Here is a 21,319-nt window from a genome sequence, read left to right on the forward strand (position 1 = left end):
CTTCCCCACAGGTCAAGGTTGATCCTAGGGGCAATCTCTCCTGGAGTACTGCCCATGAACGGATCCACCACCTTCGACCTGCCGATCAGCGGCATGACCTGCGCCAGCTGCGCCGGGCGGGTTGAACGGGCACTGGGCAAAGTGCCCGGGGTGCAAAGCGTCAGCGTCAACCTGGCCAACGAACGCGCCCACATTGAAGTGCTCGGCCAAATGGACCCCCGCGTGCTGATCGCCGCCGTCGACAAGGCCGGCTACACCGCCACCCTGCCCCAAAGCGAAACCGCCACCCAGGCCAGCCAGGAACAACGCCTGAGCCATGAGCGTTGGTCGCTGCTGCTGGCGATCCTGCTCGCCGCGCCATTGGTGCTGCCGATGCTGGTGCAACCGTTCGGGCTGCACTGGATGCTCCCGGCCTGGGTTCAATTTGCCCTGGCCACCCCGGTGCAGTTCATCTTCGGCGCACGCTTCTATATCGCCGCCTGGAAAGCCGTACGCGCTGGGGCCGGCAATATGGACCTGCTGGTAGCCATCGGCACCAGCGCCGGTTACGGCTTGAGTCTCTATGAATGGCTCACGGCGTCCGCCGGCACGATGCCCCATCTGTATTTCGAAGCCTCGGCCGTGGTGATCGCCCTGGTGCTGCTGGGTAAATACCTGGAAAGCCGCGCCAAGCGCCAGACCGCCAGTGCTATCCGCGCCCTGGAAGCCTTGCGCCCGGAGCGGGCGATTCAAGTGATCGACGGCCGCGAGCAGGACGTTGCCATCACCGCCCTCAAGCTGAATGACCTGGTGCTGGTCAAACCCGGCGAACGCTTCCCGGTGGACGGCGAAGTCGTCGAAGGCCAAAGCCACGCCGACGAAGCGCTGATCAGCGGTGAAAGCCTGCCGGTGCCGAAACAGCCGGGCGATGCCGTCACCGGCGGCGCCATCAACGGCGAAGGCCGGCTGCTGGTGCGCACCCTGGCCCTTGGCGCAGAAAGCGTATTGGCAAGGATCATCCGCCTGGTGGAAGACGCCCAGGCCGCCAAGGCTCCGATCCAGAAGCTGGTGGATAAAGTCAGCCAGGTGTTCGTGCCGGTGGTGCTGGTGCTGGCCCTGGCCACGCTGATCGGCTGGTGGCTGTATGGCGCGCCTTTGGAAGTTGCGCTGATCAATGCCGTGACCGTGTTGGTGATCGCCTGCCCTTGCGCCCTTGGCCTCGCCACCCCCACCGCCATCATGGCCGGCACCGGCGTCGCCGCCCGCCACGGCATCCTGATCAAGGACGCCGAAGCCCTGGAGCGCGCCCATGAAGTCAGCGCCGTGGTGTTCGACAAGACCGGCACACTGACCTCCGGCACCCCGAAAATCGCGCACTTGGCCGCCGTCGATGGCAATGAAGCCGCCCTGCTGCAACAGGCCGGGGCGCTGCAACGCGGCAGTGAACACCCGCTGGCCAAGGCGGTGCTGGACGCCTGCGCCGAACAGGGCTTGAACGTGGCTGATGTCAGCGCCAGCCAGTCCCTCACCGGGCGCGGCATCGCAGGCACTCTCGACGGTCGGCAACTGGCGCTGGGCAACCGTCGCCTGCTGGAAGAAACCGGCTTGAGCACCGGTGATCTCGCCGACTCGGCCAGCGCCTGGGAGGCCGAAGGCCGCACCTTGTCCTGGCTGATCGAGCAAGGCCCGCAGCCTCGCGTGCTGGGTTTGTTCGCCTTCGGTGACACGCTTAAACCGGGCGCCCTGCAAGCGATACAAGCACTCAAGGCGCGGCATATCAGCAGCCACCTGCTGACCGGCGATAACCGTGGCAGCGCCCGCGTGGTCGCCGACGCCCTGGGCATCGATGACGTACACGCCGAAGTACTGCCCGCCGACAAGGCCGCCACGGTCGCCGAGCTGAAAAAGACCGGCGTCGTCGCGATGGTCGGCGATGGCATCAACGACGCCCCGGCCCTGGCTGCCGCGGACATTGGTATCGCCATGGGTGGCGGCACCGACGTGGCCATGCACGCCGCCGGGATCACCCTGATGCGCGGCGACCCACGACTGGTGCCCGCCGCCCTGGAAATCAGCCGCAAGACCTATGCGAAAATTCGACAGAATCTGTTCTGGGCCTTTGTGTATAACTTGGTCGGCATTCCACTGGCGGCGTTCGGCCTGCTCAACCCGGTGATGGCCGGCGCGGCCATGGCCCTGTCCAGTGTCAGCGTGGTGAGTAATGCGCTGCTGTTGAAAACCTGGAAACCCAAGGATCTGGAGGACGAGCGTCCATGAACATCGGCCAAGCAGCGCGCCAAAGCGGCCTGAGTGCCAAGATGATTCGTTACTACGAGTCCATCGGTTTGTTGAAAGCCGCCCATCGCACCGACAGCGGCTACCGCATCTATAGCGCCGATGATTTGCACACCCTGGCGTTTATCAAGCGTTCGCGGGACCTGGGGTTTTCCCTTGAGGAGGTCGGCAAGCTGCTGGCCCTCTGGCAAGACCGGGGGCGCGCGAGTGCCGACGTGAAGGCGCTGGCCCGCCAGCATATCGATGAGCTGAACCAGAAGATCCGCGAGTTGGGGCAGTTGCGCGATACGTTGCAGGACCTGGTGGAACACTGCCAGGGCGATCATCGGCCGGATTGCCCGATTCTCAAGGAATTGGCATCGGGCAGTTGTTGCGCCTGACGAGACTTTACTGACTGCACAAAACAAATGTGGGAGCTGGCTTGCCTGCGATGCAGGCACCTCGGTCTGTCAGCCAAACCGAGGTGATGCTATCGCAGGCAAGCCAGCTCCCACATGGACCGGGATCCTTCCCGATTATTGGATCACTGCATCCAAGGCGGCGGTGGAGGCTCTTCCGATGCTTTGCTCGGTGGAGCATCATCGGCCGCACGGATCGCCTGGCGACGCTCTTCATCGAGCCGCGCCGCTTCGATCTCGCGGATAACACCGCCCACGTCAGCCAACTCTTCCGGCTCGTCGAACTCGCCGGTCAAGACGCTGGCCGGGTGCAGAGTGCCGGCTTCGTACAGCGCCCACATCTCCTTGGCGTACTTGGTCTTCTTCAACTCCGGGGCAAAGCGCCCGAAGTAGGAAGCCATGTTGCCCACATCCCGTTCCAGCATGGTGAACGCGTGGTTGTTGCCCGCCGCGTCCACCGCCTGGGGCAGGTCGATGATCACCGGGCCCGTCGGCGTCAGCAGCACGTTGAACTCGGAAAGGTCACCGTGCACCAGGCCGGTACACAACATCAGCACGATCTGGGTAATCAGGAAGGCGTGGTATTCACGGGCCTGGTCCGGCTCCAGCGTCACGTCGTTCAGACGTGGCGCCGCGTCGCCGTATTCATCGGCCACCAGCTCCATCAGCAGCACGCCTTCAAGGAAGTCGTACGGCTTGGGCACGCGAACGCCCGCACCGGCCAGACGAAACAGCGCCGCGACCTCGGCGTTCTGCCAGGCGTCTTCGGTTTCTTTCTTGCCGAACTTGGAGCCCTTGGCCATGGCCCGGGCCTGGCGGCTGTTGCGGACCTTGCGGCCTTCCTGGTATTCGGACGCCTGACGAAAACTTCGTTTATTCGCCTCCTTGTAGACCTTGGCGCAACGTAACTCGTTGCCGCAGCGCACCACGTAAACAGCTGCTTCTTTACCACTCATGAGTGGGCGCAGCACCTCGTCGACCAGACCGTCCTCGATCAGGGGTTCAATGCGTTTAGGAGTCTTCATCAGCTTTTATTGTGGGTCCTTTATTACCAAACACGCGTATGGCACTCGTTATACGGCAATCCTCTCGCCTCGGGGAGAGGGTACCGACCTTTGACCGCTTAAGAATGCATCCAATATGCCAGATTAATCTGCGATCCCCTGTAGGAGCGAGCTTGCTCGCGAAAACCCCGAGGGCGCCGCGTTGATTCAGTATGCCAGCGTCATCGTTTACGACCTTCGCGAGCACGCTCGCGCCTACAGGGGTTGTTGTTCATCAAGAGTGTAATTCAGCGCTCAATAATCGCGGTGACGCCCTGCCCCCCGGCGGCGCAGATCGAGATCAGGCCCCGGCCCTTGCCGGCCGCGTCCAACAGCTTGGCCAGGTTGGCGACGATCCGCCCGCCAGTGGCGGCAAACGGGTGGCCGGCGGCCAATGAACTACCCTTGACGTTCAAGCGGCTGCGGTCGATGGAGCCCAGCGGTGCGTCCAGCCCCAGGCGGGTCCTGCAGTATTCCGGATCTTCCCAGGCTTTCAGCGTGCACAACACTTGGGCAGCGAAGGCTTCGTGAATCTCGTAGTAATCGAAGTCCTGCAGTGTCAGGCCATTGCGGGCCAGCAAGCGCGGCACCGCGTACACCGGCGCCATCAGCAGGCCTTCAGCACCGTTGACGAAATCTACCGCCGCCGCCTCGCCATCGCGCAAGTAGGCGAGGATCGGCAAGCCGCGCTCCTTGGCCCAGGCTTCACTGCCCAGCAGCACCAACGAGGCGCCGTCGGTCAGCGGCGTCGAATTACCGGCGGTAAGGGTGCCCTTTTCGCTGCGCTCGAAGGCCGGCTTGAGGCTGGCGAGTTTTTCCAGGGTCAGGTCAGGGCGCAGGTTGTTGTCGCGGGTCAGGCCGAGAAAGGGCGTGAGCAAGTCGTTGTGCCAGCCTTCGGCGTAGGACGCGGCCATTTTCTGGTGGCTTTCCAACGCCAGTTGATCCTGCTCGGCGCGGGGGATCTGCCAGGTCTGCGCCATCAATTCGCAGTGCTGGCCCATGGACAACCCGGTGCGCGGTTCGCCGTTGCGCGGCAGTTCCGGCTTGAGGTGATGGGGACGAAGTTGTAACAGGATTTTTAGTTTATCCGCCATGGATTTGCTGCGATTGGCTTGCAGCAAGATTTTGCGCAACCCCTCATTCACCCCGATCGGCGCATCAGACGTGGTGTCGACGCCGCCAGCAATCCCGCTTTCGATCTGCCCCAGGGCGATCTTGTTCGCCACCAGCAACGCGGCTTCCAGCCCCGTGCCACAGGCCTGCTGAATATCGTAGGCCGCGGTTTGCGGTGACAGGCGCGAGCCCAGCACGCACTCGCGGGTCAGGTTGAAGTCTCGGGAATGCTTGAGCACCGCCCCGGCGGCCACCTCGCCAATGCGCAGGCCGTGCAGGTTGTAGCGTTCGATCAGGCCTTCCAGGGCGGCGGTCAGCATCGCCTGGTTGCTCGCCGTGGCGTAAGGGCCGTTGGAGCGGGCGAAGGGGATGCGGTTACCGCCAATGATCGCTACACGGCGCAATTGAGTCATGGAAAGCTCCCTTGAGGTTATGGGGTGAATCTCTGAGCCTAGCCTAGGCTCAATCGAACGACTTTCACCTATTGATGGTCCACCGTTTGAACCCCACCACTCGGAGAGCGTTCCATGTCTGACCGTTATATCGACTTCGCCAACTCCAGCCTCGGCCATCGCCTGGTCGCCGCCATTGGCCTGCCGTCACCGGTGCGCCTGGAACGTTGGCAGGCCGGACGCCTGCGCCCGGTGGAGGGTGCGCTGCTGATCGGCGGCGGCCCGCTGGCAACGAAAATCCTGCCATTCGCCAATAAGCTGACCGACGCTATCTATAGCTACGGCACCGAATCGTCGACGGCAACCACCTGGATTCCCGGCCACGGGCCCAAGCTCAAGGCCGTGGTGTTCGACGCCAGCCAGTTGCAGCACACGGATCAACTCAAGCAGCTGCGGGAATTCTTTCAGCCGTTGATGAAGAACCTCGATCACAGCGCACACCTGGTGATCCTTGGCCGCGCCCCGGAAAGCCTCAGCGACCCGTTCGCCGCCAGCGCCCAGCGCGCCCTTGAAGGCTTCAGCCGCTCGTTGGCGAAAGAGCTGCGCAGCGGCGGCGTCCTGCAGTTGCTGTATGTGGGCGAAGGCGCCGAAGACCAGTTGGAAGGTGCGTTGCGGTTTTTCCTCTCACCCAAAAGCGCCTATATCTCCGGCCAAGTGATTCGATTGAATGCCTGCCCGACCCAGGTCGAGGATTGGACCCGACCACTGGCCGGGCGCAAGGCGCTGGTGACCGGCGCGGCCCGAGGCATCGGCGCCTCGATTGCCGAAACCCTGGCCCGTGACGGCGCCGAAGTGATCGTGCTGGACGTGCCTCAAGCCAAGGCCGACCTCGATGCCCTGGCCGCGCGCCTGGGCGCCCGCAGCATCGCCCTGGATATCTGCGCCGAAGACGCCGCCACCCAGTTGATCGAACACCTGCCGGACGGCCTCGACATCGTGGTGCACAACGCCGGCATCACTCGCGATAAAACCCTGGCCAACATGACGCCCGAATACTGGGACGCGGTATTGGCAGTCAACCTCAACGCGCCACAAGTGCTGACCAAGGCGCTGCTGGACAGCGGCACCCTGCACGACAACGGCCGCGTGGTGCTGCTGGCGTCCATCAGCGGTATCGCCGGCAATCGCGGGCAAACCAACTACGCCGCGAGCAAGGCCGGGCTGATCGGCCTGGCCCAGGCGTGGGCGCCGTTGCTGGGGGAACGCGGGATCAGCATCAACGCCGTGGCCCCAGGCTTCATCGAAACCCAGATGACCGCACACATTCCCTTCGCCTTGCGTGAGGCCGGGCGGCGCATGAGCTCCCTGGGCCAGGGCGGCTTGCCCCAGGACGTTGCCGAAGCGGTGGCCTGGCTCGGCCAACCGGGCTCGGGTGCGGTCAGCGGGCAAGCATTGCGGGTGTGTGGGCAAAGTCTATTGGGAGCGTAAGCATGGAGTGGCACACATTAGGCAGCACCCCGTTTCTGCCGCCGCTGTATTGGCGTGCGGCGCTCAAGCGCAAGATCACCGGTACCACGTTGCCCCAACAAGGGCTGCGCTGCCGGGTCAGCGTTAACCCCAAGGAGGTGGACGCCTATCGCAAGGTCTGCGGGTTTGCCGAGAGCCCGGTACTGCCGGCCACTTATCCCCATATCCTGGCGTTCGGCCTGCAGATGCAATTGCTCACCGACAAGGCGTTTCCATTCCCGCTGCTGGGGTTGATCCACCTGAGCAACCGGATCCGCATCCTGCGCCCATTGGGTGGTGTGAGTGAGCTGACCGTCGGTGTCTACGCGCAGAACTTGCAGCCCCATGCCAAGGGCGCGACCTTCGATATCGTGACCACGGTCGAGGATTCACTGGGGCTGCTGTGGGAAGCCGAAAGCCGGATGCTCTGTCGCGGGGTGAAACTCGATGGCGCTGCGGCGGACCACACCCTGCAAGCCCCTACCAGCGTCAGCGAGCTGACCCGCTGGAAAGCCCCCGCCGACATCGGCCGCCGCTACGCCCGGGTGTCCGGCGACTACAACCCGATTCACTTGAGTGCCCTCACTGCCAAGTTGTTTGGCTTCCCCCAGGCCATCGCCCATGGGTTATGGAACACGGCACGCACATTGGCAGCACTGAGCGAACATTTGCCTGCGGCCAATATCGAAATAGACGTCGAGTTTAAAAAGCCGGTGCGCTTACCCAGTGAAGTAACTTTATTGACAAGTGCCGCCGGTTCCAGTGGCGAGTTACAACTAAAGGGCGCCGGGGATATTGAACACATGACGGGGCGTTGGCGGCCAATCTCCTGATAAATTGTATATATACACCCTAAGTTATAGCGGGCTATCAATAGCCCGCTATCTTTATTAACCCCATGATTTTAAACACCTCGCAACGTCTACACCCTCCCCCACTACACCCTTGGTATTAGTCGCTAAGCAGACTAACCCTATCTGTATATAAATCGTTAATACCAAGTTGAGCATTGCGAGATAACGCACCCGGGTCTGTTATAGCCACAACGGACGAATGTATCGCTGCCTATAGAAACAGCGAACTTCGATAACAGCAAAGGCTGTACCTGGTGCAAGGAACTCAATCATGAAAACTCAAGTCGTGTTGTGGAAAGCAAGTACCGCGCTGGCCCTGATTCTGGCAGTTAGCCTCGGAGGCTGCAGCAGCGGTGGTGGTGGTCATCACAGTAGCGTCGCGGCGTCATCTCCGGATGCTGGCAGTGGCAGTGGTACTGGCGGCGGAACGGGTGGCGGTACCGGCGGTGGCACTGACGGAGGCACTGGCGGTGGTACCGGTGGCGGCACAGATGGAGGTACTGGTGGTGGAACCGGCGGCGGTACTGGTGGCGGTACTGGCGGAGGTACTGGTGGCGGTACTGGTGGCGGCACCGGAGGAGGCACCGGCGGTGGCACGGGCGGCGGCACAGGTGGTGGCACCGGCGGTGGCACTGGTGGTGGCACAGGTTCGACCACTCCTCTGGTCACCGGCCAGGTAGTGGGCGCTGTAGGCGGTGTCGTCGGTAATGTCGGCACCGCGGTGGGCGACCTGGGTACGACCCTGACCACGGTGCCAATTGTCGGTACTACCGCTGGCGGGTTAGTCACCGCCACGGGCACTGCCGTCAACAGCATCGGCAGCGGCCTGACTAACGGCCTGGGCACCCTGGGCACCAATAGCAACGCCTTGGGCACCACCGTTGCCGGTGTGGCCGATGGCGTGGCCGACCTGGGTACCGGCGTGTCCAACACCGGCAAGTCCCTGGGCACTACGTTGGGCGGCATTCCCGTGGTCGGTGGCTTGACCGGCGGTGTAGGCGGCGCAGCAGGTGGCCTGGTCGATAAAGTCGGCCAAACCGTGACCATGCTCGGCGACACCTTGAGCACGGCCAGCACCACCGGGCCACTGGGCGGCTTGACCAATACGGTCGGTAAAAGCGTACTGGTACCCGTCGTCTCTCTGGTGGAAAACACCACGGGTAACCTGGGCAATAAGACAGGCCTGGGCAACCCGGTCGGTGGTTTGATCGATAAAGTGGGCGCCACTGTCACCGGCCTGGGTGGCCAGGTGGCCAGTGCCGGCGGTGCAGGCAACCCAGTCGGGACACTCGTCGGTGGCGTGTTGACTGGCGTCGGCACCACCCTTGATAAGTCGAGTGGCTACGTCAATCCGGCAACCACGACCCCGCAATCGGGTCTGCCTGAACTGGTCGGTGGCCTCGTCGCCAACGTCGGCAACGGCCTGAACATCGGCAACACCAATGGCACTGTCAGTGCTGCGGGCGTAACCGGGGGTGCCGTGGGCAACACCGTCGCGTCCCTCGGCACCCTGATTGGCGGCAACGGCGTAGCCAACACCGGCGCCACGGCTCCGGTCGCGGGGCTGGCGACCAATGTCGGCGCCGCACTGAACCCAGTGACAACGGGCGTTGCCGGGCTGACCCAAAACATCGGTACCAGCACGGGTATCGGCGCACCAGTGAACGGCCTGGTGACCCAAGTCGGCGGCGCGGTCAGCGGTCTGGGCACCAACCTGACGGCAGCCAATGCCAACCCGATCACCAACGCCGTAGGCGGTACCTTGAATGCAGTGGGTAATACTGTCGGCTCGGTGGGTGGCTTGGTCACCGGAGGTACCAGCAGTAGCGGTGGCGGCCTGCTCGGCGGCTTGAACGTGGGTGCCAGCGCCTCCGCCGGAGGCACTGCAAACACAAACACCGGTGGAGGCCTGGGCGGCTTGCTCGGCGGGCTGACCGGCAAAAAATAGAATTGCACCTGGCCATTAGACGGCCTCCCCTCCAGCGCCTACGCTTGGTTGAGACGAGAGATTCCAATGAGTCTCTCGTCTTTTTTATTGGCCAGTGAAAGGCCCTCCCGAACCGAGCCCCAGAGCCCGGCGGGAATCCGCGAAACGCTGCTGCAGTTTGACCATGGAGTGTCCTATGCGCGCCTTGACGCCTTTGTTTCTACTCACCCTGATTGCTGCCAGTGTCCACGCCGAGACCCTGCCCAGCTTCCTCAATAGCAACGACACCATTCGCAACCTGCCGGTGCCCAACCTCCCCGCCGACGCCTATCGCCCGGTCACGCCGCAGACCCAGTTGCCCGAGCCGGCCGCCACCCAGAACCAGCCGCTGTTGATGGACACCAAAGTGACCATCCGCAAGCTGCAAATCGACGGCGGCACGATCTACCCACTCAAGGACGTGGCCCAGGTTTTCGAGCCGCTGATTGGCCACGAAACCACCCTCGCCCAACTGATCGAAGCCACCCGTGGCATCACCCGCCGCTACCAGCAGGACGGCTACCTGTTGTCCTACGCCTACCTGCCCGACCAGCGCTTCGAAAACGGCCTGGTGCACGTGGTGCTGGTGGAGGGCTACATCAAGGATTACAACGTGCAGGGCGACATCGGCGCAGTCTCGGCCTACGTCGACAAGCTGGCGGCCAAGCTGCTGGGTGAACGCCCGCTGACCCGCAAGACCTTCGAGCGCTACACCACGCTGATGGGGCGTATCCCGGGTGTGACGTTGCAGGCACAAGTACCGCCACCGGGCACCACCGACGGCGGCACGCACATGCAGATCCAGGCCAGCCGCAAGCCGTTCACCACCAGCATGAGCCTGAACGAAGACAACCGTAGCGGCACGCAGGCGCTGCTGGCCGCCACCAGTAATTCCCAGACCTCGATGGGCGAGCAATTGAGCCTCAGTGGCCTGTTCCCGCCGGGCAAGGATGATGAGCATTACTACCGCCTGGGCTACAGCCAGTTCATCAATGCCGAAGGCAGCCAGTTGGTACTCAACGCTGAACGCTACCGCGCCGACCCCAACAGCAACGTACAACTGGACGGTGGCTTCGAACTCAAGCCGCACCAGGCGATTGACCGCTACTCCATCGGCCTGTCTCACCCCTTGATCGCCTCCCCCACGGAGTCATTGACCCTTGGCACGCGCCTTTACGCGGTGGACCAAACCACCCGCTATCAACTGGTGGGCTACCCGCTGCGCTTCGACGTGGAAACCGACCTGCGAGCCCTTGCGTTCGAGGGCGACTGGCGCAAGTCAGACGACCGCCAACTGCGGATTCTCAGCGCCGGGCTGTACCAGGGAATCAACGGCCTGGGTGCACGCACCCACAGTGATATCGAAGGCACGCAGCCGGACCTGGAATTCTTCCGCCTGCGTCTGTCGGGGGTGCAAAGCAACAAGTTCTTCGACCACTGGCAAGGCGTGGCATCGGGTGCCTTCTACTGGAGCAACGACACCCTGCCCGACAGCGAACGCGCGACCTTCGGCGGGCAGAATTTCGGGCGTGGTTATCCGGATGACCAGGGCTCGGGCGACAAGGGTTGGGGCGTGGCGTATGAGGTCAACTACAGCTTCAACCGCAGTGGCGAGTGGGTAAAAATCCTGCAGCCGTATGTGGTGCTGGACAAGGCCAAGACCTGGTTCAACGAGCTGCCGGTCAAGGGCAACAACATGTCATCGGCGGCGGTGGGCCTGCGTTTCGGGGACAACAAGTACTACAACATTGCGCTGGAAGCGGCCAAGCCAATGTCGGACATCGCCCTGGACAGCTTCAATCGGCGGCCGCGGTATACGCTGAGTTTCAGCTACCAACTCTGAACCCTGTGGGAGCGAGCTTGCTCGCTCCCACACAAGCTCGCTCCTACATCAGTCTGATTTTCGGGATGGGGAAGAGGTTGTTGAGGGTGTCGATCAAGCGCACCAGATAGATCGGCTTGCGAAACAGGTCCAGTACCTGCAAGCGCAGCATGTCGCTGACATCATCCATCTCGGCATGGCCAGACATGACGATCACCGGCAAATGCTGGCGAGCGGTGTGTTCGCGCAGGCGCTTGATCAAGGAAATACCACTCTCCTCGGGCATGCGCAGGTCGGTGATCACCAGGGCGATATCGGGGTGCAGGGTCAGCTCCTGCAAGGCGAAGGTGACCGAGGTGGCGGTAAAACAGACAAAGCCCTCATTCTCCAGCGACTCGGCCAGCTCAATGAGGGCGTCCTCTTCGTCGTCCACCAAAAGGATTTGTTGCCGGGGGGACAAAGAGGCGTTCATGGGGAAATGCCTGATACGCAATAGATCATTCAGCGGAACCTGCACGTGCTTGCGCGAGGACCAGAGTCAGGTATGAATGGCGCCCTGTATCGCAGTAAAGACGCCGGTTATCGCCGTCCTGATGGGTGCAATAAAGGCCGCCAGCGCCACAGCAACCATCGCTGCAACCAGTGCATATTCGATACCCGACGCGCCCTCTTTCGAATAGAAAAAAACCTGGACTTTGATGAATCCCATGCGAATAAGATCAAGGAACATAATGACTTCTCCTTTGCGCTCACGGCGCTGGTATCGCGGCATCACAAAAATGATTTCGGTGTGCCACTAGAGCATTGTCAACAAACCCCATACCAACAACTGTAAGAACGGATTAATCACAAAGTATTAGTCGGCAGGCTGACGCCAAAAAATCAACTTTTGCAGAGGTTCTGGAGATATTTTTCGCCCGGTAATGGCGTTTTGTCCTAGCTGAACTACCTTCAAATAGCGAAATAGTTAGACGCTCGAAGCGATCCGAATACGCAGGCATTAGTAGGAAAGCGCAGTGGATGCAGCAGGAAAGGGAGAGCCTTCATGAACAGTCGGATTAGCTTGATCCTCGCCGGGCTGCTATTGGTAGGTGCACTGATTGCAGGCTACTGGGGCCTGGTACTCAGCCGCCCGGCCCCTGTCGCACCGCCCGTGCCCCAATCACCTGAAGTGGCGCAACCCGTTGCCGAAGACCAGACGCGCCAACCCGTGGTGGTCCTGGCCCGTGACGTCGCTGCTTTTGTTGAGCTCACTGCCGCCGACCTGACTCTGGAAAGACTGCGCACAGTGCCCGCCGGCAGCCTCACCCGCCTCGACCAGGCGGTGGGCAAGGTCCCTTGGCGGCCGTTGTCGGCCGGCACCTGGCTGACAGAGGAAAGCTTCAGCTCCGGCGGCACCTTGGCACGGATGATCCGCCCCAACGAGCGCGCCCTCGCCGTCGCCGTGGATGAAGTAATCGGTGCCGGCGGGCAACTGACCCCGGGCGACTATGTGGACGTCCTGCTCTTCCTGCGCCAGGAAGCCAGCAACCCGCAGCAGTCCGCACAAGTCGTGGTGCCCGCCTTGCGTCTGCTGGGTGTGGGCGACCAATTGGGGCTGACCAACGATGGCAAGCCCGGCTCTGTACCACCGACTACCCCGGATGAAAAACTCAAGGCCCAGCAGAGTCGCGCCAGTGCACGCACGGTACTCCTCGCCGTACCGGAGCAGCTCATGAGCCGGCTGATGCTCGCGGCCCAATCCGGCGTATTGCGCCTGGCCGTACGCAGTGCTGACGAACAACTGCTGAGCCACTACTGGGCCGGTGAAACGGAGTCCGCGATCAACCTGGAAAACACAAAGCGCGATCTCTATCAGTTCAACCAACTATCCTTCAGCCAGGCGCCTCTCAACAGTTTCGGCCCGGCCACCGCCAATGGTGTTCCAAAACGCTCGGGAGTCGAGGTGATACGCGGCAACCAGGTGACTCAACAAACGCCCTGAAAGAGCTAAGGATGCCTTGAATGAGCAGTCGTTCCGTGTGGTTTTTTTCACGAGTATTCTGGGGTCTCCTCACCTTGAGCCTGCCTGTGGAGGTGGCGCTGGCGGCGCCTGGCAATTGCACGGGCCTGGGCCAACTGCCGGCGGTACTGGAGGTGGGTGAAGGTGCTCAACAGGCGATCCAATCGCCGGTACCGATTACGCGGCTGGCCATTGGCGATCCAAAAGTGGCCGACGTGCAGGTCAATGGCAACCAGGCGTTCCTGCTCACCGGCATCGCCTCAGGCACCACCAGCCTGATGGTCTGGACGGCCTGTTCCAGCAGCCCGCGCCAGAGCATGGTGTTCGTCCAGGGCAAGGCCACGTCGGCCCTGACCAGCCTGGCCCTGTCGCCGTCCGATGACCCGACGCTACCCAGCCAGGTGCAAACCGACATCCGCTTTGTGGAAGTGAGCCGCACCAAACTCAAGGAAGCCAGTACCTCGATCTTTGGCCGGGGCGGCAACTTTTTGTTCGGCGCCCCCAACAATGTCGCCAACGCGGCGGCCACGGGATTTCGCGGGCTGCCGGTGAACAATGACACCTTCAACATCGGCTTCGGCGGCGGCCGTGTCTCGGCCATGATCAACGCCCTGGAAAGGAGCGGGTTTGCCTACACCCTGGCCCGTCCGAGCCTGGTGGCGCTCAGCGGGCAAAGTGCGACCTTCCTCGCCGGTGGTGAAGTGCCGATCCCGGTGCCCAGCAGCGGCAGCAACACCATCTCCATCGAATACAAGGAGTTCGGCATCCGCCTGACCCTGACCCCGACCGTCATCGACCATGGGCGAATTTCCCTGAAGGTCGCGCCAGAGGTCAGTGAGCTGGACTACAGCAACGCCGTCACCATCCAGGGTATCTCGGTGCCGGCGCTGACGGTCAGGCGCACCGACACCAGCATCTCCCTGGCCGACGGCGAAAGCTTCGTGATCAGCGGCCTGATCAGCACCAATAACACCTCAAGCGTCAGCAAATTCCCCGGCCTGGGGGACATCCCGATCCTCGGAGCGTTCTTTCGCGACTCCAACGTCAGCCGCCAGGAAAAAGAGCTGCTGATGATCGTCACTCCGCACCTGGTACAGCCGCTGGCCGCCAACGCCAAGCTGCCCTCATTGCCAGGAGAAAAACTGCGCAATTACGACCCGAACTGGTACCGCCTGTATTTCCTCGAAAACGGCAATTTCGATCGCCGCAGTGGACTGTCCGAATGAGCGAAAGCCTGAGCCAGACCTTTTTGGCAATTACCCGCAACAACACGGATCTGGAATGGCTTCAGGGGGCCCTCGCGCCCCTGGGACAAGTGGTCAGCGCCGGCGCCGGCAGCCTCGACGAACTGCTGGCACTGGTGGACGTGACGTTCGCCAACCTGGTGTTTATTGGCCTGGACCGTGAACACGTGACCACCCAGTGCGCGCTGATCGAAGGCGCCCTGGAGGCCAAGCCCCTGCTTGCCATCGTGGCCTTGGGCGATGGCATGGACAACCAGCTTGTGCTGAACGCGATGCGTGCCGGTGCGCGGGATTTCGTCGCCTACGGCTCGCGCGCCAGTGAGGTTGCCGGCCTGGTTCGGCGCCTGAGCAAACGCTTGCCGGCCGTCACCCCGAATGCCCACCTGGGCGGGCTGACCGTACTCTACGGCACCCAAGGCAATGCCGACGGTGCGCTGATCGCCAGCCACCTGGCGCTGGTGGTGCAAAAAAGCGGGCAGCAAACGTTGTTGCTCGACCTGGGTCTGCCACTCGCCGACAGCCTGGCGCTGCTGGGGCTGGAAAGCTCCTTTCATTTCGGCGACGCCCTGCGCCACTTGCGACGCCTGGACTCCACCCTGATCAACAGCGCCTTCACCTCGGCCGAAGCCGGCCTGCGCATCCTCGCCTATCACAATAACGATGAGCCGCTGGACCGTACCAGTGCAGCCGAGCTGTACATGTTGCTCAGTGCCCTGCGCCAGCACTTCCAGCACATCGTGGTGAACCTGACCGGCCAACCCGACAGCGAAGCCTTGCGCACCTTTGTCAGCCATTGCGACAAACTGCTGTGGTGTACCGACCAAAGCGTGCCGGACTGCCGCCGCAACCTGGCGGTACTTAACCTGTGGCGAGAAAAAGGCATGAAGCTGGACCATGCCCGGCTGCTGGTCGACCGCTACCTCAAAGGTGCCGCCCCCGACTCGGAAGCGCTGGGCAAAAGCTTCGGGCTGGAAGTGATCGCCGTGTTGCCCTGGAGCCCGGAAGTTCGCCTGAGTGCCAAAAACCAGGCGCAGACCTTGTTCTCCCTGGCCCCGCGGGAAAGCCTGACGCAAGCGCTGCGTGCCTTGGGCGAGCGCCTGGCAAAACGCTCCGAAGGCCTGGCAAAACCCTCCACCAACTGGCTTAACCGCCTTCTGGGGACCAAATGAACGGCGAGAAGCTGTTTGGCGTTACCCCGCGTGGCAGCGCCGGCAACACCGATCACGACGGCCTGAAACTGGTGCTGCATCGCTACATCATCGATGCCATCGAAGAGTCGGGAAAAAACCTGTTGGAGAGCACACGCCAATCCCTGGCGCAGTTCGTGATCGACAAGGTGGCCGAATACATCACACGTATGCACCTGGCGATTTCCCGCTACGAAATGGAGCGCCTGGCCGAAGAGATCGTCGATGAACTGACCGGTTTCGGCCCGCTGGAGGTGCTGCTGCGGGACCCGACGGTCACTGAAATCCTGGTCAACGGCCCGCACCGGGTGTTCGTCGAGCGCGATGGCCTGCTGCAACAAAGTGATTTGCGCTTCATTGACGACCACCATGTGGAGCGGGTCATGCAGCGCATCCTTGCGCCCCTGGGACGCCGGCTGGATGAGTCGTCGCCGATGGTGGATGCGCGCCTGCCCGACGGCAGCCGGGTCAATGCGATCATCCCGCCGATTGCCCTGGACGGCCCCTGCCTGTCGATTCGAAAGTTTCGCAAAGACATGCTGAAAAGCAGCGACCTGGTGGCCATGCAAACCATCGACCAAGGGATTTTCGAATTCCTCCAGGACGCCGTCGGCAAGCGCTGCAACATCCTGATCAGCGGCGGTACCGGCACTGGTAAAACCACACTGCTGAACATTCTCAGCCAACTGATCAACCCTCGTGAGCGCCTGGTCACCATCGAAGACGTGGCCGAGTTGCAACTGGGCCATCCCCACGTTGTGCGCCTGGAAACCCGCCCGCCCAACGCCGAGGGGCATGGTGAGGTGAAGGCCAGTGACTTGATCCGCAACGCCCTGCGGATGCGGCCCGACCGGATCATCCTCGGCGAGATCCGGGGCGTGGAAGTCATCGATGTGTTGACCGCCATGAACACCGGCCACGACGGCTCGATGAGTACCGTGCACGCCAACAACGCCCAGGACGCCTTGCTGCGGCTGGAAACCCTGGTGGGCCTCACCGGCCGGGTGGTGGCGGAAAAAACCCTGCGGCAAATGATTTGCGCGGCCCTGGATGTGGTGATCCAGCTGACGCGCCTGCCCGATGGCCGTCGCTGTGTCAGCGAAGTGGTGGAAGTGGTGGGCATACGCGAGGACGTGTACGTCACCAATACCCTGTTCCGCCACGACAAGCGCACCGGCTTCGGCTTCCTGCGGGAAGCGGTCAACCCGGCCGGCGACAAGTTGCGCCAAGAAAGTCACCTGCCGGTTTAGGAGGCCATCCGATGATCGGTCCGATTCTGCTCGCCCTGCTGGCTGTGGCCCTTCTGGTGCTGGGGATAGGCCTGATGCGCAACGGTTTGCGCAAGGCCCAGACCGACCGGGTGTTGGAACGCCTGGCGGAAGGGCAACCCCAGGCCCTGAAAGACAACACAGTGGCCACCCGCCTGGAACGCACCTTTATCCGTGCAGGCCTTGGCAGGCCGACCGAACGCCTGGGCCTGTGGCTGAGCCTTTGGGCCTTCGGCGCCCTGCTGGGGTGGCTGGCAGGTGAGTGGATAGGCCTGTTTGTCATGGTGGCGGCACCGCCCTTGGCACTGCGCCTGTACATCGCCGTACGCTACCAGCGCCGGCTGCGCCGAATGATCGAGCAATTGCCGCAGTTGCTCGACCACGCGGTGCGCAGCCTTAAATCCGGACGCACCCTGGCGGACGCCATCCTGAGCGGCATCGAGGCCAGTGACGACCCGTTGAAAAAATCCATGGGCCGTATCAAGCGCAATGTGCAACTGGGTGTCAGCCTGCCAGAGGCCGCTCATGACTATGCCGAGTTTTATGAACAGGATGAACTGCGCCTGTTTGCCCTGGGCCTCAAGGTCAACCACCGCTACGGAGGCAACGCCAGCGATCTGCTGGAAAACCTGATCAAGATGATTCGCGAGCGCGACCAGGGCGCGCGGCAATTACGCGCCATGACGGGTGAAACCCGGGTGACCGCATTGGTGCTCGCCGTGCTGCCGGTGAGTGTTGCGGGCTACTTCCTGATCGTTAATCCGGTGTACCTGATGGCCATGTGGGATGACCACAGCGGCCAACGCCTGATGCTCGGTGCGTTCGCCTTGCAAGTCATCGGCTGCGTGGCGCTGTGGCGCATGTTGCGGAGTATCTGAGATGGCGATAGTGATCAGTGCCGTATTGTTTCTTGCCGCGCTACTGCTGCTGGTGGCCAATATCTTGAGCAGTCGTCGTCAGCAACGCCTGGTCACTCAACGGCTGCAAGGCGAGCCAAGCCGTAACGACAAAATGAGTGAGTGGCTGCACCAGCTGGGCAGCACCCGGATCGGCCAGCGCACCGTCAGCCTCGATAATGAAACCCAAGCCCTGCTCAACCGCATGGGCTGGAGAAAGGCCAGCCAGCGTTCGATGTTCGCCGCCTGCCAGATCACTTCACCGATACTTCTGATGGGCCTGACCGCGCTGGCACTGGAGCTGTTTTTTTCCGGCACCGAGCATGGGTGGGTGATCCCCCTGCTGGCCCTGATCATCGGCTACCTGCTGCCCAAGCGAATCCTGGTTTCACTCGCCAAACGGCGCCAGGACAAAATCGCCCGGGAAGTGGCAACCTTCATTCCCCTGGTGCGCATTCTGTTTGAGTCAGGCATGGCCGTAGAGCAGGCGCTCAGGGTCATGGCCTACGACGCGCAGAAACTGCTGCCGGTGCTCACCGCCGAACTGCGCCTGGTGCTGGCGCGCGTCGATTCCGGGTTGGAGTTGGGCGAGGAACTGAACAAGGCCAGCGAGATGCTGGCCGTCGATGAGCTCAGCGACACGTGCCTGATCCTCCAGCAACTGCTGCATCAGGGCGGTGGTGCGATGAAGTCGCTGCAGTCGCTCAAGCAACTGCTGGATGACCGGCGCCTGACCCGCTTGCAGGAATACATCTCCAAGATGTCCGCCAAGATGTCCGTCGTGATGATGCTGTTCCTGTTTCCCGCGTTACTGATCGTATTGGCCGGCCCTGGCTTTATCGCCATTGCCAAGGCCTTCGCGCCTTGAGAGGACATGCAATGAAGAGATTGATGATCGCCTGCAGCCTGTTGTTGTTAGGCGGTTGTGCCAGCAACGGGCAACTGCCGTGGGCGGGCTTCAGCGCGCAAGGCAGTTGTGCCAAGCCCAATTCCAATCAGGAGTTGTCACTGAACCTGGCCGACGACATGGCCAACGAGGGCAAGCTTCACGCCAGCCTGGCCAACCTGCAAAACCTGCCGGACAACCTGCCCCAGGTGCGCCAGCGCCAGGCCAAGGTGTACCGCCTGCTGGGCCGCAGCGAAGCCGAACCGCTGTACCGCAGCCTGCTCGGCACCTGCATGGCCGCCGAAGGCGAGCACGGCCTTGGCCAGCTGGCAGCTGCCAGGGGTGACAACGGCCAAGCCATGGCGCACTTGCAACGCGCGGCCAGGATGTCGCCCACCGACGAGAAAATCCGTAACGACCTGGGCGTGGTGTACCTCAATCAGCGACGCCTGGAAGACGCACGCTTTGAATTCCTCACAGCCATGGAGCTCAAGCAGAGTGATCAATTGGCAGCCATCAACCTGGTGACGCTGATGATCTACCAGGACAACTGGGAACAGGCCGCACAAGTGGCCAGCCGCATGGGCCTGAGCCCGGAACAAGTGACGCAAGCCCAGGCCCGGGCGCAGCAACTCAAGGCGCCGGCCTCAACGACGACACCGCCAAAAGATCAGGTCGCAACCGTCAGCGACGCACTGCAAGCGCCGGTCAAATAGGTTTGAAGGGAGTACACAGGATGAAACTCACACGGCTCGCCACTCTGCTGTTCGCCAGCCTGCCGTTGACGGCGCTGGCTATTGAACCTGGGCCTTCCTCGCCACAGCAAAAACAGACCGAAGGCTGGCTGCAAATGCAGGTCAGCGGCGAACGGGCATCCACCCTCCTGCAAAAGGCCACGCCCGCTGAACGCGACCTGACCATGCAACGCCTGCTGGAGAGTTACAAACACCCTATTCCTGAGTATTACGACCAGAAACAGGGTGGCAGCAACCCTGGCGGCGGCAGCAGTAACTAGTGGGCCGTCACGCGCTGGCGCGCCGGTGAGTTATTCGGCGATAGCGCCAGCGCCAACTGGGTGCGGTTGTGCATATGGGTCAGGCGCAACACCTGGGACACGTAGAGTTTCACCGTGTTTTCGGTGATGCCCAGCTCACAGGCAATCTGATAGTTGGTCTGGCCCTTGCCTACCAGCCTGGCGACATCCAGTTGGCGTGGGGACAACTGATTGAAGATCGCCGGTATTTCAACGCGGTCAATGTCGCTGACTTCGCCATCGGCTTCATTCGACAGGGTCGATTGCGGGCTGCTGCGCACCTTGTCGAGGTCATGATAAAGATCGTCGATGGACGCTGAGAGAAACTGCAGCTTCTGGTTCAGATGCCCGAGGTCGAGGTTTTTCTGCCGGTCTTGCAGCGCCACAACCTGGCGTTGCAACCCTTCAAGCAGTTCGCCCAGATTGATGGGCTTCTGGTAGTAATCGGCAATCCCGGCACGCAGGGCCTTGATCACGTCTTGCTTGTCCGCACGCCCCGTCAACATGATGGCCTCAAACACCCGTTGCTTGCCGGCCAGACGTTGCAGGGCCTGGACCAGTTCGATGCCATCCATGTCCGGCATATGCAGATCGCACAGCACCAGGCCGATCTCGGCATCGTCGCGAAAACGCTCGATGGCTTGCTGGCTGGAGGCACAAGGGACGCAACGGTAACCGTTGCTTTCAAGAAATTCGCAAAGCTCTTCCACGATCAGGGGCTGATCATCGACAACGAGCACTTTCACTTCAGATATAAGCTTGTTCACGCGCTACTCCATGCCTGGGCAAGCCAAAGACCGACCAATCCATTCCGACCACTTTCCTATACAACATACTCATAAACGTAGACGTACTTTCCTACTATGTACATAGCGATAGCCTACGTGGCGACTAATGGGATCCAAAGCCAGGCCAGGCAAAACCCGACCCATAAAAACGGCACGAACGGCTGTCTGGCCGAGCGTTCCGGGTGCAGGTACTGCAAGGTGTTCTTAAGCCCTTGATTCATCAGCGGCCACAGCCTCGGGGCCAGCAGCAGCCAAGCCGCGCTGGCGAGGCCTGCACCGATAAAAGTGCCCAATACGTAGAGGTAATTGGTCGCCAGCCCCAATGCCGCGATCAACTTCACGTCACCGGCCCCCAGACGGCCCAGCGCGTACCCCGGCAGGGTAAACAACAGCGCCAGGGCAAATGCCCCGCCACCCTCGGCAGCAGGTGCGCCGAGCCAGGTGGTACCGCTCCAGAGCAGGTAAACCAGCGCCAGCAGGCCGGCGCCGAGGGTCAAGCGGTTGGAGATCTGACGTAGACGGATATCTTGCACAGCGCACAGCGCCAGCCAAACGAATAGGACGAGGCTTTGAATCACGTAAAAAAAATCCCTTTTTGCTGATTGATTCTATGCTGATATCAGGTAGTGGTAGTCAGGGTAGACGAG

Annotated in this window: 20 protein-coding genes; 14 read left to right on the forward strand and 6 right to left on the reverse strand. The window is 62.0% G+C overall.

From position 1 onward, the window contains the following. Positions 1-54 precede the first annotated feature (54 nt). Both LIY45_RS27285 and cueR read left to right on the forward strand, forming a co-directional pair. A complete protein-coding gene (locus LIY45_RS27285) occupies positions 55-2,256 on the forward strand; it encodes a heavy metal translocating P-type ATPase (protein ID WP_226478213.1) in 2,202 nt (733 codons plus the stop codon). After that, entirely contained in the window at positions 2,253-2,654 is a 402-nt protein-coding gene (gene cueR / locus LIY45_RS27290) for a Cu(I)-responsive transcriptional regulator (protein ID WP_226478214.1), read from the forward strand. The genes LIY45_RS27285 and cueR overlap by 4 nt, the downstream gene beginning before the upstream one ends. A gap of 143 nt (positions 2,655-2,797) precedes the next feature. Here the strand turns inward: cueR and LIY45_RS27295 are convergent, their stop codons facing one another. Then, positions 2,798-3,697: a PA4780 family RIO1-like protein kinase gene (locus LIY45_RS27295; RefSeq protein ID WP_017478460.1), complete on the reverse strand. Its 900-nt coding sequence runs from the start codon at positions 3,695-3,697 to the stop codon at positions 2,798-2,800. 266 nt (positions 3,698-3,963) lie between these two features. Then, entirely contained in the window at positions 3,964-5,241 is a 1,278-nt protein-coding gene (locus LIY45_RS27300) for an acetyl-CoA C-acetyltransferase (protein ID WP_226478215.1), read from the reverse strand. 114 nt (positions 5,242-5,355) lie between these two features. Here LIY45_RS27300 and LIY45_RS27305 point away from each other — a divergent pair, with 114 nt between their 5' ends. The 4 genes from LIY45_RS27305 (at position 5,356) to LIY45_RS27320 (ending at position 11,389) form a co-directional block, all read left to right on the forward strand. Next, the gene (locus LIY45_RS27305; RefSeq protein WP_218263909.1) at positions 5,356-6,708 is read left to right on the forward strand and encodes a 3-oxoacyl-ACP reductase; all 1,353 of its coding nucleotides are present in this window, start codon (positions 5,356-5,358) and stop codon (positions 6,706-6,708) included. A 2-nt stretch (positions 6,709-6,710) separates the two neighbouring features. Further along, positions 6,711-7,559 (forward strand): MaoC/PaaZ C-terminal domain-containing protein, encoded by an 849-nt coding sequence (locus tag LIY45_RS27310; RefSeq protein WP_226478216.1) that lies wholly within the window; start codon positions 6,711-6,713, stop codon positions 7,557-7,559. Between the two features lie 292 nt (positions 7,560-7,851). Continuing rightward, positions 7,852-9,528, forward strand: coding sequence for a collagen-like triple helix repeat-containing protein (locus LIY45_RS27315; RefSeq protein WP_226478217.1), 1,677 nt, complete (start codon positions 7,852-7,854; stop codon positions 9,526-9,528). A gap of 175 nt (positions 9,529-9,703) precedes the next feature. Next, positions 9,704-11,389, forward strand: a complete 1,686-nt coding sequence (locus LIY45_RS27320; protein WP_226478218.1) for a POTRA domain-containing protein — start codon at positions 9,704-9,706, stop codon at positions 11,387-11,389. 43 nt (positions 11,390-11,432) lie between these two features. On the opposite strand, the gene LIY45_RS27325 is transcribed toward LIY45_RS27320, so the two are convergent. Together LIY45_RS27325 and LIY45_RS27330 are read right to left on the reverse strand one after the other, a co-directional pair. Further along, positions 11,433-11,840: a response regulator gene (locus LIY45_RS27325; RefSeq protein ID WP_017478453.1), complete on the reverse strand. Its 408-nt coding sequence runs from the start codon at positions 11,838-11,840 to the stop codon at positions 11,433-11,435. Between the two features lie 66 nt (positions 11,841-11,906). After that, on the reverse strand, positions 11,907-12,098 hold the full coding sequence (locus LIY45_RS27330; protein ID WP_226478219.1) for a Flp family type IVb pilin: 192 nt from the start codon (positions 12,096-12,098) through the stop codon (positions 11,907-11,909). 315 nt (positions 12,099-12,413) lie between these two features. On the opposite strand from LIY45_RS27330, the gene cpaB reads away from it, so the two are divergent. The 8 genes from cpaB to LIY45_RS27370 are packed head-to-tail and all read left to right on the forward strand — an operon-like array spanning position 12,414 to position 19,866. After that, the gene (gene cpaB / locus LIY45_RS27335) at positions 12,414-13,352 is read left to right on the forward strand and encodes a Flp pilus assembly protein CpaB (RefSeq protein WP_226478220.1); all 939 of its coding nucleotides are present in this window, start codon (positions 12,414-12,416) and stop codon (positions 13,350-13,352) included. A 20-nt stretch (positions 13,353-13,372) separates the two neighbouring features. Then, positions 13,373-14,596, forward strand: coding sequence for a type II and III secretion system protein family protein (locus LIY45_RS27340; RefSeq protein ID WP_226478221.1), 1,224 nt, complete (start codon positions 13,373-13,375; stop codon positions 14,594-14,596). Then, positions 14,593-15,783, forward strand: a complete 1,191-nt coding sequence (locus tag LIY45_RS27345; protein WP_017478449.1) for a protein TadZ — start codon at positions 14,593-14,595, stop codon at positions 15,781-15,783. The genes LIY45_RS27340 and LIY45_RS27345 overlap by 4 nt, the downstream gene beginning before the upstream one ends. Beyond that, positions 15,780-17,051 carry a CpaF family protein gene (locus LIY45_RS27350; protein ID WP_226478222.1) on the forward strand — a complete coding sequence of 424 codons (1,272 nt, stop codon included), beginning with the start codon at positions 15,780-15,782 and terminating at the stop codon, positions 17,049-17,051. The genes LIY45_RS27345 and LIY45_RS27350 overlap by 4 nt, the downstream gene beginning before the upstream one ends. An 11-nt stretch (positions 17,052-17,062) precedes the next feature. Beyond that, positions 17,063-17,947 (forward strand): type II secretion system F family protein, encoded by an 885-nt coding sequence (locus tag LIY45_RS27355; protein WP_017478447.1) that lies wholly within the window; start codon positions 17,063-17,065, stop codon positions 17,945-17,947. Between the two features lies 1 nt (position 17,948). Beyond that, entirely contained in the window at positions 17,949-18,833 is an 885-nt protein-coding gene (locus LIY45_RS27360; RefSeq protein WP_226478223.1) for a type II secretion system F family protein, read from the forward strand. A gap of 11 nt (positions 18,834-18,844) precedes the next feature. Further along, on the forward strand, positions 18,845-19,567 hold the full coding sequence (locus LIY45_RS27365) for a tetratricopeptide repeat protein (RefSeq protein WP_026078100.1): 723 nt from the start codon (positions 18,845-18,847) through the stop codon (positions 19,565-19,567). A 20-nt stretch (positions 19,568-19,587) separates the two neighbouring features. Further along, the gene (locus tag LIY45_RS27370) at positions 19,588-19,866 is read left to right on the forward strand and encodes a DUF3613 domain-containing protein (RefSeq protein ID WP_226478224.1); all 279 of its coding nucleotides are present in this window, start codon (positions 19,588-19,590) and stop codon (positions 19,864-19,866) included. Here LIY45_RS27370 and LIY45_RS27375 read toward each other — a convergent pair. Further along, complete coding sequence (locus LIY45_RS27375; protein ID WP_017478443.1) at positions 19,863-20,651, reverse strand: response regulator transcription factor; 789 nt, start codon at positions 20,649-20,651, stop codon at positions 19,863-19,865. The genes LIY45_RS27370 and LIY45_RS27375 overlap by 4 nt on opposite strands. A gap of 113 nt (positions 20,652-20,764) precedes the next feature. Continuing rightward, positions 20,765-21,250, reverse strand: coding sequence for a prepilin peptidase (locus LIY45_RS27380; protein WP_026078099.1), 486 nt, complete (start codon positions 21,248-21,250; stop codon positions 20,765-20,767). Between the last annotated feature and the right edge of the window lie 69 nt (positions 21,251-21,319).

Source organism: Pseudomonas sp. MWU16-30323 (assembly GCF_020515595.1).
Classification (GTDB): domain Bacteria; phylum Pseudomonadota; class Gammaproteobacteria; order Pseudomonadales; family Pseudomonadaceae; genus Aquipseudomonas; species Aquipseudomonas yamanorum.

Excerpts from the sequence above, each read along its gene's own strand:
- LIY45_RS27315 (WP_226478217.1), top strand. The coding sequence starts at position 7,852 with ATGAAAACTCAAGTCGTGTTGTGGAAAGCAAGTACCGCGCTGGCCCTG.
- LIY45_RS27360 (WP_226478223.1), top strand. The coding sequence starts at position 17,949 with ATGGCGATAGTGATCAGTGCCGTATTGTTTCTTGCCGCGCTACTGCTG.
- LIY45_RS27330 (WP_226478219.1), bottom strand. The coding sequence starts at position 12,098 with ATGTTCCTTGATCTTATTCGCATGGGATTCATCAAAGTCCAGGTTTTT.
- cueR (WP_226478214.1), top strand. The coding sequence starts at position 2,253 with ATGAACATCGGCCAAGCAGCGCGCCAAAGCGGCCTGAGTGCCAAGATG.
- cpaB (WP_226478220.1), top strand. The coding sequence starts at position 12,414 with ATGAACAGTCGGATTAGCTTGATCCTCGCCGGGCTGCTATTGGTAGGT.
- LIY45_RS27310 (WP_226478216.1), top strand. The coding sequence starts at position 6,711 with ATGGAGTGGCACACATTAGGCAGCACCCCGTTTCTGCCGCCGCTGTAT.
- LIY45_RS27365 (WP_026078100.1), top strand. The coding sequence starts at position 18,845 with ATGAAGAGATTGATGATCGCCTGCAGCCTGTTGTTGTTAGGCGGTTGT.
- LIY45_RS27370 (WP_226478224.1), top strand. The coding sequence starts at position 19,588 with ATGAAACTCACACGGCTCGCCACTCTGCTGTTCGCCAGCCTGCCGTTG.
- LIY45_RS27295 (WP_017478460.1), bottom strand. The coding sequence starts at position 3,697 with ATGAAGACTCCTAAACGCATTGAACCCCTGATCGAGGACGGTCTGGTC.
- LIY45_RS27305 (WP_218263909.1), top strand. The coding sequence starts at position 5,356 with ATGTCTGACCGTTATATCGACTTCGCCAACTCCAGCCTCGGCCATCGC.
- LIY45_RS27345 (WP_017478449.1), top strand. The coding sequence starts at position 14,593 with ATGAGCGAAAGCCTGAGCCAGACCTTTTTGGCAATTACCCGCAACAAC.
- LIY45_RS27320 (WP_226478218.1), top strand. The coding sequence starts at position 9,704 with ATGCGCGCCTTGACGCCTTTGTTTCTACTCACCCTGATTGCTGCCAGT.
- LIY45_RS27300 (WP_226478215.1), bottom strand. The coding sequence starts at position 5,241 with ATGACTCAATTGCGCCGTGTAGCGATCATTGGCGGTAACCGCATCCCC.
- LIY45_RS27325 (WP_017478453.1), bottom strand. The coding sequence starts at position 11,840 with ATGAACGCCTCTTTGTCCCCCCGGCAACAAATCCTTTTGGTGGACGAC.
- LIY45_RS27355 (WP_017478447.1), top strand. The coding sequence starts at position 17,063 with ATGATCGGTCCGATTCTGCTCGCCCTGCTGGCTGTGGCCCTTCTGGTG.
- LIY45_RS27285 (WP_226478213.1), top strand. The coding sequence starts at position 55 with ATGAACGGATCCACCACCTTCGACCTGCCGATCAGCGGCATGACCTGC.
- LIY45_RS27350 (WP_226478222.1), top strand. The coding sequence starts at position 15,780 with ATGAACGGCGAGAAGCTGTTTGGCGTTACCCCGCGTGGCAGCGCCGGC.
- LIY45_RS27340 (WP_226478221.1), top strand. The coding sequence starts at position 13,373 with ATGAGCAGTCGTTCCGTGTGGTTTTTTTCACGAGTATTCTGGGGTCTC.